The organism is Fusibacillus kribbianus (assembly GCF_030053595.1).
Lineage (GTDB): Bacteria > Bacillota > Clostridia > Lachnospirales > Lachnospiraceae > Lientehia > Lientehia kribbiana.
Genome location: NZ_JASGBQ010000002.1, coordinates 226,245 through 239,125 on the forward strand (window position 1 = coordinate 226,245; position 12,881 = coordinate 239,125).

Sequence of the window (12,881 nt, forward strand, 5' to 3'; positions counted from 1 at the left end):
TATGGAACAGACAACCAAACGAAGCAGTTTCTCCGGGAAGCTTGGCTTTGTACTTGCCGCGGCCGGTTCCGCCGTGGGACTCGGAAACATCTGGCGTTTTCCCTATCTCGCCGCAAAATACGGCGGAGGAATTTTTTTACTCTGCTATCTGATCCTGGCTGTAACATTCGGTTTTGCCCTGATGGTGGCTGAGATCGCCATCGGACGCAAAACAAGACAGAGTGCCATTCATGCATACGGCGTTCTTGACAAACGCTTCCGCTTTCTCGGGCCGCTGGCATCCTTAGTGCCGATCATCATCACGCCTTACTACTGTGTAATCGGCGGATGGGTCATCAAGTACCTGTTTGTTTACGCCACCGGCAACGGGGCTGTGCTCACCGACAGTAACTATTTCGGCAGCTTTATTTCTTCTGTATCACCGATCGTATGGTTTATCATCTTCGTGCTGATCACTGCCATCATCGTTATGACCGGAGTGGAAAAGGGAATTGAAAAGGTCAGCAAATTCATGATGCCTCTGCTGGTCATCCTGTCTATCGGCATCGCGGTATACTGTCTGACTCTTCCCGGAGCCATCGACGGCGTGATCTATTACCTGAAGCCGGACTTCAGCAAGTTTTCCATGACTACGGTACTGGCTGCCATGGGACAGCTTTTCTATTCCATGTCCCTTGCCATGGGTATCATGATCACCTACGGCTCCTACATGAAGAAAGATTCTCATCTGACTGCATCTGTTCATCAGATCGAGATCTTTGATACAGGCATCGCCTTCCTGGCAGGCCTTATGATCATCCCCGCCGTCTTTTCCTTTACCGGCGGAGCAGATATCAATGCAGGCCCCGGCCTGATGTTCATTACCCTGCCAAAGGTATTCGGAAGCATTGCCATCACCAATATTATCGGCGTTCTGTTTTTCGTGCTGGTGATTTTCGCAGCGCTTACCTCTGCCATCTCCCTCATGGAGACCGTGGTATCCATCATCTGCGACAAAACCGGCATGAAGCGTCTGGCCAGCTGTATCGTCACCACCATCGGCATCATTGCACTGGGAAGTCTGTCCGCCCTCGGCTACGGAGTACTGGCTCAGGTTCAGATCATCGGAATGGCTTTCCTGGACTTCTTTGATTTCATCAGCAACAGCGTCCTGATGCCTGTAGTCGCTCTCCTCACCTGCATACTGGTAGGATATGTGATCAAGCCTGCTGCCCTCATTGAAGAGGCGGAGGCGGAAGGAGCTTCCTTCAAGGGGAAAAAGCTCTTCGTCGTTGTTATCAAATATATTGCACCTGTTTGTATCATCGCGATCCTGATCACTTCTGTCCTGAGTGCCTTCGGCTTCATCAGCATCTGACACAAAAGAGACCCGATACCGTCCGGCGGGTTCCCTGTCCGGACGGTATTTCATGTTATCCGCCGGAAATTTGGCGCCGAAAGCAGTTTCTTTCGGAAAACCTCTGTTAAAAAATGAAAAAATATGTTAAACTAATACCGTTTTACGGAATCATTCCTCTCCTTACCTGCTTCCTTGTCAACGACATTGTATATTTTATTCTCCGCCTCTTTATGGAGGGAGCCTATCATTACGATTTAACGACTTCTTTTGACCGGATGATTCCTTTTGTTCCCGCCTGGGTCAGCATCTATTTCATCTGTTATATTTTCTGGATCGTCAATTATCTGCTGATTGCGGCTCAGAGCAAGGAGCATTTATACCGTTTTGTTGTGGCTGATATTCTCTCCCGCCTGATCTGCGGAGTGTTTTTCGTAATTCTTCCCACAACAAATGTACGTCCGGAGGTCGTCGGAAACGGTATCTGGGAAAATCTGATGCGCTGGCTGTATGCCATCGACGCACCGACCAATTTGTTTCCCTCCATTCACTGTCTTACCAGCTGGTTCTGCTACATCGGAATCCGCGGACAGAAAAAAGTTCCAAAATGGTATCAGATCTTCTCACTGATTTTTGCACTGCTTGTCTGTCTGTCCACTCAGTTCACCAAACAGCATTATCTGGTTGATGTGATCGGCGGTATCGGACTGGCTCAGCTGTGCTACTGGATTGCAATGAAATTCGACTGGTATAAACCGGTTATGGTTTTTTTTGAAGGTGTCAATGAAAGAATCAGACGCCTGATTACATCGACAGGAAAAAAACATGGGAAATAAAAAGAAACAGATTTTAAATCTGATTTTTCTGCTCACGGTATTTACCCTTACCGTATGGGCTGTCTTCAAGGGCCAGGACCTGGAGCTGATCTTTTCATATATCGAAACTGCGGATCCCCTTTATCTCGTGTTCGGCATCATCTGTGTCGTAACCTTCATTTTCGGGGAATCTGTTATCATCTGCTATCTTCTTCGGGTCATCGGTCACAAGGTCCGCCCGATGAGATGTTATCTTTATTCCTTCATCGGATTCTTTTTCAGCTGCATCACGCCCTCGGCCACCGGCGGACAGCCTGCCCAGATTATTTATATGAAAAAGGATGATATCCCCGTCCCGGAATCCACCCTTGTTCTGATGATCGTAACCATCACCTACAAGCTGGTTCTGGTGGTACTGGGAGTTCTTGTTCTGATTCTTCGTCCCGTCCGTGTCATGGAGTTTCTCTCACCGGTCATGTTCTGGATGTATCTCGGTCTGGCATTAAACGTATTCTGCGTCACTCTGATGATGATCCTGGTGTTTCATCCCCGCCTGGCCAAATGGCTGATGGTAAAAGGACTGAAGCTTCTGGAACGGCTGCACCTTCTGAAGCAAAAGGAGAAACGCTTAAAAAAACTGGAAGCCTCCATGGACCGCTATCATCAGGCCGCTGATTTTTTCTGGAGCCACAAAATGGTGGTCTTCAACGCGTTTCTGATTACTGTCATACAGCGGCTTTTACTGTTTTTTGTCACCTATCTGACCTACCGCGCTTTCGGACTGTCGGAAGAGTCGGTGGTAACCATCGTCTGCCTTCAGGGTATGATTTCCCTGGCAGTTGACATGCTTCCCCTGCCCGGCGGTATGGGAATCAGTGAAAAACTGTTTATATCCATCTTTACTCCGGTTTTCGGCGCCGGCCTTTTGCTGCCCGCCATGATCATCAGCCGGGGGATCAGCTATTATTCTCAGCTCACCATCAGTGCGGTCATGACCGGAGCAGCACATATGATCATCGGAAATAAGAGGCGGCAGCCTTAATTTTATATTTTATTCAGGAGGCACAATATGATCGGTTTTTACAATTACACAGTGATACTCACTTACATAAGCCTGCTTTCATCCGTTTTCGGAATGACACAGGCCATCCACGGACACTTTAAGACTGCCATCTTCTGCCTTGCCCTGTCGGGCCTCTGTGATATGTTTGACGGAAAAATAGCCAGAACAAAAAAAGACCGGACGGATGATGAAAAGTCCTTCGGCATTCAGATCGATTCTCTGTGCGATGTGGTCTGCTTCGGTGCCTTTCCCGCTCTCATCTGTTACCTTTTAGGTGTCCGCGGTTTCCTTGGGCTTCTGATCATTGCCATCTACTGTGTGTGCTCCGTCATTCGCCTGGCTTTCTTCAATGTTCTGGAAGGGAAGCGTCAGCAGACGGAAGAGGGCGCCAACCATTATTACCACGGACTTCCCATTACATCCATGTCTGTGGTTCTGCCACTGATTTTCCTGACTCAGTTTTTTATTCCGGATTTTTATTTCATTGTTTTGCTTCATATCGTGCTTCTGGTAGTCGGTATTCTCTTCGTGGTTGATTTTCCGTTCCGCAAACCGAAGAACAGCACGCTGGCAGTCCTGGTGGCAATCGTCGGAGCCGCTCTTATCGTCCTGTTTGTTTACAATCACTTCCGTGCTCCCCGGGCCAATCGGGATACCAGTCCCATCATTGAAAAAATCATCGAAGAGATCGAATAACAAACCATTCAGGAGGCGGAAATGCGTTACAGAACGAGAACCGGAAACGATGTTTATGCCAACGACGGTCAGGACCGTTTTTTAAGGCTGCTCTATGGTACAGCTCCCGGGAGATTTGCCGTAAAGCTCCTGACAAAGCCCGCCGTTTCGAAGGTAGGCGGAGTCATTCTCAAAAGTCCTCTCTCCCGCCCCTTTATCGGTCCATTTACCCGAAAGAATCAGATCGATCTGAAGCTCTATGAGGGAGTGCCCTACCGCTCCTACAATGATTTTTTTATCCGCAGGATCAAAAAAGAAAACCGTCCCTTCGATCCGGAGTCTTCCCATCTGGTAAGTCCCTGTGACGGAAAGCTGACGGTTTTGCCCATCTCAAAAGAAGGGCAGTTCTGTGTGAAGCACACCCTCTATACTGCAGAAAGCCTTCTGAAAAACAAAGGGCTTGCAAAGCGCTACGAAGGCGGCCTTGCCCTTCTCTTTCGACTGACGGTGGACGATTATCACCATTATTTCTATGTGGACAGCGGAAGAAAAAGTCGGAATGTAACGATTCCCGGTCTTTTCCACACCGTGAATCCCACTGCCAACGACGTATATCCAATCTATAAAGAAAACACACGGCAGTACAGCCTTCTTAAATCCGACCACTTCGGTACGCTCCTTATGATGGAAGTCGGCGCCCTGATGGTCGGACGAATCGTGAATCTTCACGAGGCAGCCCAGGTCTCACGCGGGGAGGAGAAAGGCTTTTTCGAGTTCGGCGGTTCCACGGTGATTCTTCTTTTCCAGACCGGTCAGATCAAGATGGATGAAGACATCCTGAACAACAGCCGGGAGGGCATCGAGACCATCGTAAAAGCCGGAGAACGGATCGGAAAAGCAATTCATTAATAATAAAATCAATTAAAAACAAGGAGCGCTGCTTCATAACTGACAATCGATCAGTTATCCTGCAGCGCTCCTTTTCGTTTTTAAAAACTCTCTATCGAAGCTTTAATCAGATTTCCTCGCCCTTTTCCAGTGCAAGTGTCTTTGTGGTGATGTCACATACAGAAGACGGTCCATAGTACTGGATCGCACCGGGGAATAAGAAGGAAGTCTTCACAGCCCACTCATCTCTGTGTGCTGCAAAATACTTGAACGGAGCTCCGTCAAGCTCTGTAAGTGCCTTCTTGATAACCGGCTTATCCTTTCCGTTTCTTCTTTCCATATTCATCATCTTAGTGATGGGCATACCGCCTGCAACCCACTCCTCTGCCGGTTTGGACAGGTTGGACACCTTGGAAAGATATCCATTGAAGCCGTACTGGATCAGCATAAATGCATTGTATCCCAGTGAGTAGCAGTAATCTGCATCAAAGTTGGACGGGAATGCGCATCTTCCTTCGTATCCGAAGAAATGATGCTGTACACCGAATTTTCCTTTGTATGTTCCTGCTGCTTTTCTCTCAGCAAGTTTATCCGCTACAAGTGCTGAGAACAGTTTCTCAGACTCGATCAGAGACACCTGTACATTGCCGTGGGGATCTCTCTCAAGGAAGAGCTGCTGCTGAATTCCCTGGGGAAGGATCTCGAATACTGCCATGGACTCTTTGGTAAGTCCGGCTTTGATAAACTCATATTTTTCTTCCCAGGACGGAAGTGCATTGAATTCCTCAGTCTTGCTTCCTGCAAGGAGCTCATTGATCTCAGAAATCAGCACAGAGAACTCCGGAACAAATTCTACGATTCCCTCAGGGATAATGGCAACACCAAAGTTATCTCCGTTTGCTGCTCTCTTCTCTACAGAATCCGCAATGTAATCAGCGATTTCAGAAAGTGACATCTTCTTATCTGCCACTTCTTCGCCGATCAGGCAGATGTTGGGCTGTGTCTCAAGGGCACATTCCAGCGCTACGTGAGAAGCGGAACGTCCCATAACTTTGATAAAGTGCCAGTATTTCTTAGCGGAATTTGCATCTCTCTCGATGTTGCCGATCAGCTCGCTGTATGTCTTGGTTGCCGTATCAAAACCAAAAGAACACTCAATATCTTCATTCTTAAGGTCACCGTCAATGGTCTTGGGGCATCCGATCACCTGGACGCCGGTCTTGTTGGCTGCCATGTATTCGGCAAGCGTACATGCATTGGTATTGGAGTCGTCTCCGCCGATGATAACGATTGCTGTGATTCCATGCTTCTTGCAGACCTCTGCAGCAACTGCAAACTGCTCCGGTGTCTCAAGCTTTGTTCTTCCGGATCCGATGATATCAAATCCACCGGTATTTCTGAACTGATCGATATATTCATCTGTCATCTCAATGTAATCGTCTTCCAGAAGTCCGCTGGGGCCGCCCTTAAATCCAAGAAGAACATTGTCTTTGTTCGTAGCCTTCAGTGCATCGTAAAGACCGCTTACTACGTTGTGTCCGCCAGGAGCCTGTCCGCCGGAAAGGATAACACCTACGATCTGCTTCTTGTCTGCAGATGTGTTCTTTCCTTTCTCAAAGGTGATCTCCGGCTTTCCGTATGTGTTGGGGAAAAGCTCTGCGATCTTCTCCTGATCAGCAACGCTCTGTGTTGCTGCACCCTCTTTTACACAGATGTCTGCGATACCATTTCTGAGCATTCCGGGAAGTTTGGGAGTATACTCATATCTTGCCTTCTGAAGCGGTGAAATCTTCATAATCGTTCTCCTTTATTGTTAATCTATAAATATTTTAACCCGCTTGATACATCAAGTATTCTACCATAAATGTCCAGACTCTTCAAATATTTTATCTGCAATCTTTTTTTGTATAATTGTCGTATTTTTGGTAATATTGACGAATCAAAACGCAAAATCCTCCACAGTACGTTTAATTCTTCAAACCGGTAAGCTGTTTCTCACACACAAGGCCCCGTACCCCACCTGCGGATTGGGATACTGGGTAAAACCCGGCAGCGGTCTGGCGCCCTTTCTCAAATAGGCTTTCAGCTTTTCCCCGTACAGATACGGATCATTGCCCCGCACGATCCCCCATTCCATCAAAAGCGCCGCTCCTCCTGACACAAAGGGCGTGGCAAAGGAGGTTCCGGTCACAGGACCGTAGCCGCCGCCGGCCTGTACCGTCTCCACGGCAACTCCCGGTGCTGCCAGATCAGGCTTCACCTGATTGGTCACACGGGTAAATCCTCTGCCGGAAAAATCCGCATAGGTCAGATACCGGCTGTCGTAGGCTCCGACGGTGATCACGTCAGCCGCCGCACTGGGAATCGTCAGAGAAATGTCCGGCGTCGGGCTTCCGAATCTGGTCGCCCGGTTCAGGACATCCTCACTGGGAAGCCACATGTCGAACCGACCGTCAACAATATGAAGCGGTGTCAGCTGAATCAGATATATTCCGCTTTCCAGATAGGTGTCTGCAGGAATAAAATCCAGATAAATCTCCTGAGCCGTACTGTATGGGATCGGTTCTCCGTAATAAACAAAGATCTCCGATCCATCCGCAGAAAAACGGCTGACCGGCTGTGCACGGCTGAAAGGCCCCAGTCTCTGTCCCCGCGGCGTTACCAGGCGGATCGCAAAATCATCCACATACTGCTTCCATATCTGTAAGTTCAGACCTGTCTCATACTGTCCCACAGTCAGACGGATAAAGGTGCTTCCGGCCTCTCTGTCGGCTCCCTCCGGCAAATTGGAAAGAACGCCGGACACATGGCCGCCGCTTCCGCCCTCGTTGCCGCTTCCCACACAAATGGACAGCTTTCCCAGATTGGAAATATCATTGAGATAAGTCTCAAGAAGAGAATTCCCTTCATGGGAGCCATAGGTATTTCCAAAGCTCAGATTGATCACCATCGGAAAGCCCTGCGCCAGCATTTTTCTGACTGCGTAATCCACCGCCTCCATAAGCTCCACGGTGCGTGGAAAACCGCCGCCCCTGCTTCCCAGCTTCACTACGATCAGTTCACTCTCCGGCGCCACTCCCCGGTAACGGATTCCGCCCAGACCGCCTCCGCCTGCCGCAATACCTGCCACAGGCGTCCCATGATTCTGAAAATCCCGGGAAGGCACAAGCGAACGATCCCCCGTTGTAATTGCCTCATTGATCTGCTCCCTTGAATACTCTGCTCCGATCTGATATCCTTCCGGCGGTGTTCCCTCTGCTGTCTGATCCCATAAATACAGGATCCTGGTTTTCCCTTCGGCATCCCTAAAATCCTCCAGCCAGTAATCCACACCGGAATCAATGACCGCGATAACGACTCCGCTTCCGAACAAGGAATCTGTTCCTGTCCCGGCGGCTGCTCCACGTGTCGGCCGGACATTGGACTGAAGCGGGTTGATACAGGATACGCTTCTCCCCACTGAGACGGTAAAGGTAAGCCCTTTGGGTTTTTCCACAAACTGGATCTCCGGTTGCCTTGAAAATTCCTCTATCAAAGGTTCCGGCATAGTCACCACTGCATAACCGGCGAGAAGTTCCGTAACACGCACACTCTCACTGGCCAGCCGTTTGATATCTCCCGTATATCTCACGATCAGATCCCAGGTATTCGCCTGCGGGTCATAGCCAACCGACAGATCCAAGGATCGTTCCCGCTCACCTGCAGGCACATCCAGAGCCAGGTTCAATACATTTTCAAGTTTTTCGTCGGGCTGCACTGCCATTTTTGTCTCCAAACAATATTTTCTTCTATACTATGCAGGCAACAGTGATTCCAAAACCAGCAGAAGGTCAATCGCCCAGGAAGACCATAGACAAAAGAGTACTGGAGATTCATTCTTTTCAGCAGAACCTGAAATTATCCCACTGGAAATCGATTTTCTGCAATTTAAAACCGGCAGTTGTATTCTGCCGGCTTTGTATAGACTCCGCAATCATTAGCTGTATTCTGTTATACCGCATACTGTCTGGCACCGAAAATAGCCGTTCCAACCCGAACCATGGTAGCCCCTTCTTCAATGGCCGTCTCGAAATCACCGGTCATCCCCATGGAAAGCTCCATCATCTCCACGCCCGGAATCTGTTCTGCCTTAACGGCCTCAAAAAGCTTCCGCATTCTCTTAAAATATCCTCTTGCATCCTCCGACTTCTCCACAGGCGGAGCAACCGTCATCAGCCCCTTCACATGAACGCGGGAAAGAGCTGCGATTTCCCGGATCAAAGGGACTGCCTCTTCAGGAGCCACACCGGATTTGCTCTCCTCTCCGCCGATATTGATCTCCACAAGCACCTGACAATCCACCTGATGCTTCTCCGCCTCCTTCTGGATCTCCTGAGCCAGCCGGACAGAATCCACAGAATGGATCATATATACCTTGTCCACGATATATTTTACTTTATTCCTCTGAAGATGGCCAATGAGATGCCAGCGGAGAGGTTCCTTTATCTCTTCCAGCTTACCGCAAAGCTCCTGCACCTTATTCTCACCAAAATCCACCATCCCGCAGGCCATGATCTCCCGAATATCCGAAACCGGTTTTGTCTTGCTGACCGCAATTAAGGTCACATCCTCACGCTTCCGGCCGGCCCGCTCACAGGCTGCTGCAACACGTGCCTCAACAGCCTCCAGATTTTCCTTTAACATACAATCCACCTCGATTTTTGCTTCCTGCCTGTTCACTCAGGCTTTTTCTATCTTAGCATACCTTCCCTCCATTTGCAATCATCGGGGAATGACTTTTCCTTTCCCTGGAAAGCAGCGTTTCTGCCAAATGCCGGTTAAAAAATTCAATAAACGGCCCCATAAAAAAGGCAGTTGCCACGGTACCTGCACCGATGGATGCTCCAAGAATGACTGCCACAATAACACAGAGCAGATCAGTTCCAATGCGGCAACCCTTCAAAGACCGCCCTGTCTTATCCCTCAGGATCAACGCTGCCGCATCGTAAGTGGATACTCCAAGATCAGCCGTAAAATACAGGGAAGTCCCTGCGCAAAGGATCATCATGCCGATAAAAAACAGGCAAAGCTCCACCACGATCCCGGAAAGTCCTGCTGCGCCTACCCCCTTCAAAACTGCCTCTGAGGTAAACTGTACGATATATCCCATACCAACCACATTGATCAAGGTTGCAATTCCCACATAATGTCTGTCCGTGAACCACACAGTCAGAAGCAAAACAGCATTTATAATCACGTACAGGCTTCCATAGCCCATCCCAAGCAAACGGCAAAGGCCTGTCACCGCCCCGGTAAACGGATCCGTTCCCAACATGGCAGCCTTAATAAACCCACAGCCAATTCCGCTTAAGACCACCCCCGCTGCCGTCATTATAATGCGCCTTCTGTCTTTCATTCCCTGCATCCTCTCTTTCTTTTATGCAAAGCTTGATTTTTTTACCGGTTACAGTATAATCGCATTAGAAGGCTCACTCTATCACAATCATAAGATTTTTTATAACAATCCTGCGGAATGCTGCACATTCCTGCATATTTTCCGGATCTTCGCCGGATATTCCGCTTCCCATTCCTGTTTTGGAGGTCTCTATGCAGAAACGAATCATTTATACAGACAAAAACATGAGGGAACTGAACCGTACTTTGGACGGCCGCTTTCCCCTGCGGGTGGAACACGAGCGCCTGTCTGATTTTCTTCACAGCACAGCCCTTTTCCACTGGCATCCGGAGGTGGAATTTGCTCTTGTAACCGACGGCTCCGTCATCTGTCAGATCAACGATACCCCCTGCCGCCTGACAGCGGGAGACGGTATCTTTTTCAACACCAATGTTTTGCATGCCTATCTTCCTGACGGAAAAAACGACTGTCTTTATAAAGCGATCCTGTTTGATCCTGTTCTTTTGGGTCAGCCGGGAAGCTTTATTTTTGAGGAGATGATCACCCCGCTCCTCTCCAACTCCAACCTCACAGGCCTTCCCTTAAGCAGCACAGTGGACTGGCAGAGAGAGCTTCTTTCCATCATAAAAGAAATAGCTCTGCTGGATCTCAACAGGGCCTCTTTTCTGCAGCTCCGCTTTCTGGAGCTTTTGTCCAGACTGTGGAGAATTCTATATGAAAATACCATGGAAACCGTAACCGATCACTCCCGATCAGGAAAGGATATCGCCCGTATGAAACAGGCCATGACCTATATTCAGCAGTCCTACGGAAGCCTGATCACTCTGGATGATATTGCCGATGCCTGTACCCTGAGTCAGAGCGAATGCTGCAGGCTGTTCCGGCGCATTCTTCATCAAAGTCCCATGGAATATGTAATTTCCTGCCGGATCGAAAAAAGTCTGCCGCTTCTGGCGGACGGTAGGCTCCCGATCACGGAAATTGCAGGCATGACCGGGTTTCAGAGCAGCAGCTACTTCGCCGAAACCTTTAAAAAACAGACCGGAATGACGCCCAGTGCTTACAGGAAACAGTTTCTGTGATCAGAAGCTGTCCAGCAGTCCGCCTACCCCTTCTTCCTCAAACACCTTTTTATAATATCCGACCTCATTCTGAATCAGTTCATCGATGACGGACATTCCAAGAAGCTCCACCGGCGCCTTGTCATCTGTGAGAAGATATGTGCCTTTCTCATATTGTTCCAGATTTGCCGCCACCGTTTCCATCATATTCCGAAGTCCGGTATCCGAAAGCTCTTCTGTCGCCTCCTGAAACTGCGCTAAAGGCTTCTCTCCCATAAAGGCAAACAGTTCCCGGTTGGTGGAGCCTGTCACATCAACCGTGTATACGGTATCAAAAACCGAAGCAATCGTATCCGACAAATACTGATTGATATTCCCTTCCTTGTCCGTGTGCATATTCATATTCACAACCATGACGCCATTCTCATTCAGATGCTCCTGTACCATCTGAAAAAACTCCCTGGACGACATCTGAAAGGGAATGGTGATGTCCTGATAAGCATCCACCATGATCACATCATACGTTTCCCTGTTCACATTTAAAAAAGCCCGGCCGTCATAAGTGGTCACCTGTACCGTCTCCGGAAGGCAGAAATACGCTCTGGCCAGATCCGTAATTTTCTGATCGATCTCCACTCCTTCCACAGATACCTGATCAAAATAACGGTGGCACTGTGTCGCGTAAGTACCGGTTCCCATACCGAGCACCAGGATCTTTGCCTCCTCCTTCTCGCAAACCCCTGCCATGACCGGCGCCGCCAGCGCATAATCATAGTACATCCCCGTCAGGCTGTCATCCTTCTTCATGATCGACTGAACACCGAACAGCACATTGGTGGACAGAATCACACTGTCCTCATCCTCCTTGACCTGAAGATAATTGTAAATAGATTCTCCTTCATACAAAAGATTTGATTCCCAGAAAGCAAAGCTGTCAAAAAAAGCAGAAACACTGCACCCGAGGAACAGAACGGCGCTGACAATGCATTTCACCAGCTTTGTCTTTTCGCTGACAAAATAGATGATTCCCAGAATCAGAAGAATTCCGGAAAAAATCAGAAATGTGACCGAGGTGCCTACTGCCGGAATAGTCACAAAAGTAGGAAGAAAGGTGCCAATAATACTGCCCACCGTATTAAAGGCGCCCAGGGTACCCACTACTTTTCCGCTGTCATCCAGGCTGTCCACGGTATATTTTACAAGTGACGGTGTCACAGTACCCAGAAGAAACAGAGGGAACACAAAAATAACCATACAGGTGCAAAAAGCCGCCCAGGTAAGAAGATTGCTGCTCACCGTAAAGACGAGAAGGGCAGATATCCCCAGAATAATGTATTTGCCCACCAGAGGAATGGCTGCGATCCAGACAGAAGCAATGATCAGGCGCATGTACAGCCGATCAGGATCGGGATTTTTATCCGCTGTCCTTCCGCCCCAGATATTTCCCAGCGCCATAGCGATCATGACCGTTCCGATAATGATGGTATAAACGATCTGGGATGAACTGAAATAAGGAGCCAGAAGACGGCTGGCCGCCAGTTCCACAGCCATCACCGACATTCCTGCAAAAAACTCTGTCATGTAAAGATAATACTTATTCTTTAAAATTTTTCTCGTTTTCATCTCTGTCCTCGGTTCCACTCAAATT

The 12,881-nt window shown here is 48.7% G+C and carries 11 protein-coding genes; 6 read left to right on the forward strand and 5 right to left on the reverse strand.

What is annotated here, in order from left to right:
* Position 1: 1 nt before the first annotated feature.
* From QJ036_RS02770 to QJ036_RS02790, 5 genes are all read left to right on the forward strand, one after another.
* The gene (locus QJ036_RS02770) at positions 2-1,357 is read left to right on the forward strand and encodes a sodium-dependent transporter (protein WP_283229911.1); all 1,356 of its coding nucleotides are present in this window, start codon (positions 2-4) and stop codon (positions 1,355-1,357) included.
* A gap of 113 nt (positions 1,358-1,470) precedes the next feature.
* Complete coding sequence (locus tag QJ036_RS02775; RefSeq protein ID WP_283229912.1) at positions 1,471-2,172, forward strand: phosphatase PAP2 family protein; 702 nt, start codon at positions 1,471-1,473, stop codon at positions 2,170-2,172.
* Positions 2,162-3,193 carry a lysylphosphatidylglycerol synthase transmembrane domain-containing protein gene (locus QJ036_RS02780; protein ID WP_283229914.1) on the forward strand — a complete coding sequence of 344 codons (1,032 nt, stop codon included), beginning with the start codon at positions 2,162-2,164 and terminating at the stop codon, positions 3,191-3,193. Before QJ036_RS02775 ends, QJ036_RS02780 begins: the two co-directional genes overlap by 11 nt.
* Before the next feature lie 27 nt (positions 3,194-3,220).
* Positions 3,221-3,910 (forward strand): CDP-alcohol phosphatidyltransferase family protein, encoded by a 690-nt coding sequence (locus QJ036_RS02785; protein WP_283229915.1) that lies wholly within the window; start codon positions 3,221-3,223, stop codon positions 3,908-3,910.
* A gap of 21 nt (positions 3,911-3,931) precedes the next feature.
* Entirely contained in the window at positions 3,932-4,798 is an 867-nt protein-coding gene (locus tag QJ036_RS02790; protein WP_283229916.1) for a phosphatidylserine decarboxylase, read from the forward strand.
* Between the two features lie 106 nt (positions 4,799-4,904).
* Here QJ036_RS02790 and QJ036_RS02795 read toward each other — a convergent pair whose 3' ends face one another.
* From QJ036_RS02795 to QJ036_RS02810, 4 genes are all read right to left on the reverse strand, one after another.
* A complete protein-coding gene (locus tag QJ036_RS02795; RefSeq protein ID WP_283229917.1) occupies positions 4,905-6,572 on the reverse strand; it encodes a diphosphate--fructose-6-phosphate 1-phosphotransferase in 1,668 nt (555 codons plus the stop codon).
* 180 nt (positions 6,573-6,752) lie between these two features.
* Positions 6,753-8,540 carry a S8 family peptidase gene (locus QJ036_RS02800; RefSeq protein ID WP_283229918.1) on the reverse strand — a complete coding sequence of 596 codons (1,788 nt, stop codon included), beginning with the start codon at positions 8,538-8,540 and terminating at the stop codon, positions 6,753-6,755.
* Positions 8,541-8,767: 227 nt separating this feature from the next.
* Positions 8,768-9,460, reverse strand: a complete 693-nt coding sequence (locus tag QJ036_RS02805) for a YggS family pyridoxal phosphate-dependent enzyme (protein WP_283229919.1) — start codon at positions 9,458-9,460, stop codon at positions 8,768-8,770.
* A 52-nt stretch (positions 9,461-9,512) separates the two neighbouring features.
* Positions 9,513-10,172: a YczE/YyaS/YitT family protein gene (locus QJ036_RS02810; RefSeq protein ID WP_283229920.1), complete on the reverse strand. Its 660-nt coding sequence runs from the start codon at positions 10,170-10,172 to the stop codon at positions 9,513-9,515.
* Positions 10,173-10,363: 191 nt separating this feature from the next.
* Between QJ036_RS02810 and QJ036_RS02815 the strand changes: the two genes are divergently transcribed.
* A complete protein-coding gene (locus tag QJ036_RS02815; protein WP_283229921.1) occupies positions 10,364-11,254 on the forward strand; it encodes an AraC family transcriptional regulator in 891 nt (296 codons plus the stop codon).
* Here QJ036_RS02815 and QJ036_RS02820 read toward each other — a convergent pair whose 3' ends face one another.
* Complete coding sequence (locus QJ036_RS02820; protein ID WP_283229922.1) at positions 11,255-12,856, reverse strand: spermidine synthase; 1,602 nt, start codon at positions 12,854-12,856, stop codon at positions 11,255-11,257.
* Between the last annotated feature and the right edge of the window lie 25 nt (positions 12,857-12,881).

Bases quoted from the DNA above. Each gene is read 5' to 3' on its own strand.
- QJ036_RS02795 (WP_283229917.1), bottom strand. From the start codon at position 6,572: ATGAAGATTTCACCGCTTCAGAAGGCAAGATATGAGTATACTCCCAAA.
- QJ036_RS02770 (WP_283229911.1), top strand. From the start codon at position 2: ATGGAACAGACAACCAAACGAAGCAGTTTCTCCGGGAAGCTTGGCTTT.
- QJ036_RS02820 (WP_283229922.1), bottom strand. From the start codon at position 12,856: ATGAAAACGAGAAAAATTTTAAAGAATAAGTATTATCTTTACATGACA.
- QJ036_RS02780 (WP_283229914.1), top strand. From the start codon at position 2,162: ATGGGAAATAAAAAGAAACAGATTTTAAATCTGATTTTTCTGCTCACG.
- QJ036_RS02815 (WP_283229921.1), top strand. From the start codon at position 10,364: ATGCAGAAACGAATCATTTATACAGACAAAAACATGAGGGAACTGAAC.
- QJ036_RS02790 (WP_283229916.1), top strand. From the start codon at position 3,932: ATGCGTTACAGAACGAGAACCGGAAACGATGTTTATGCCAACGACGGT.
- QJ036_RS02800 (WP_283229918.1), bottom strand. From the start codon at position 8,540: ATGGCAGTGCAGCCCGACGAAAAACTTGAAAATGTATTGAACCTGGCT.
- QJ036_RS02810 (WP_283229920.1), bottom strand. From the start codon at position 10,172: ATGAAAGACAGAAGGCGCATTATAATGACGGCAGCGGGGGTGGTCTTA.
- QJ036_RS02805 (WP_283229919.1), bottom strand. From the start codon at position 9,460: ATGTTAAAGGAAAATCTGGAGGCTGTTGAGGCACGTGTTGCAGCAGCC.
- QJ036_RS02775 (WP_283229912.1), top strand. From the start codon at position 1,471: ATGAAAAAATATGTTAAACTAATACCGTTTTACGGAATCATTCCTCTC.
- QJ036_RS02785 (WP_283229915.1), top strand. From the start codon at position 3,221: ATGATCGGTTTTTACAATTACACAGTGATACTCACTTACATAAGCCTG.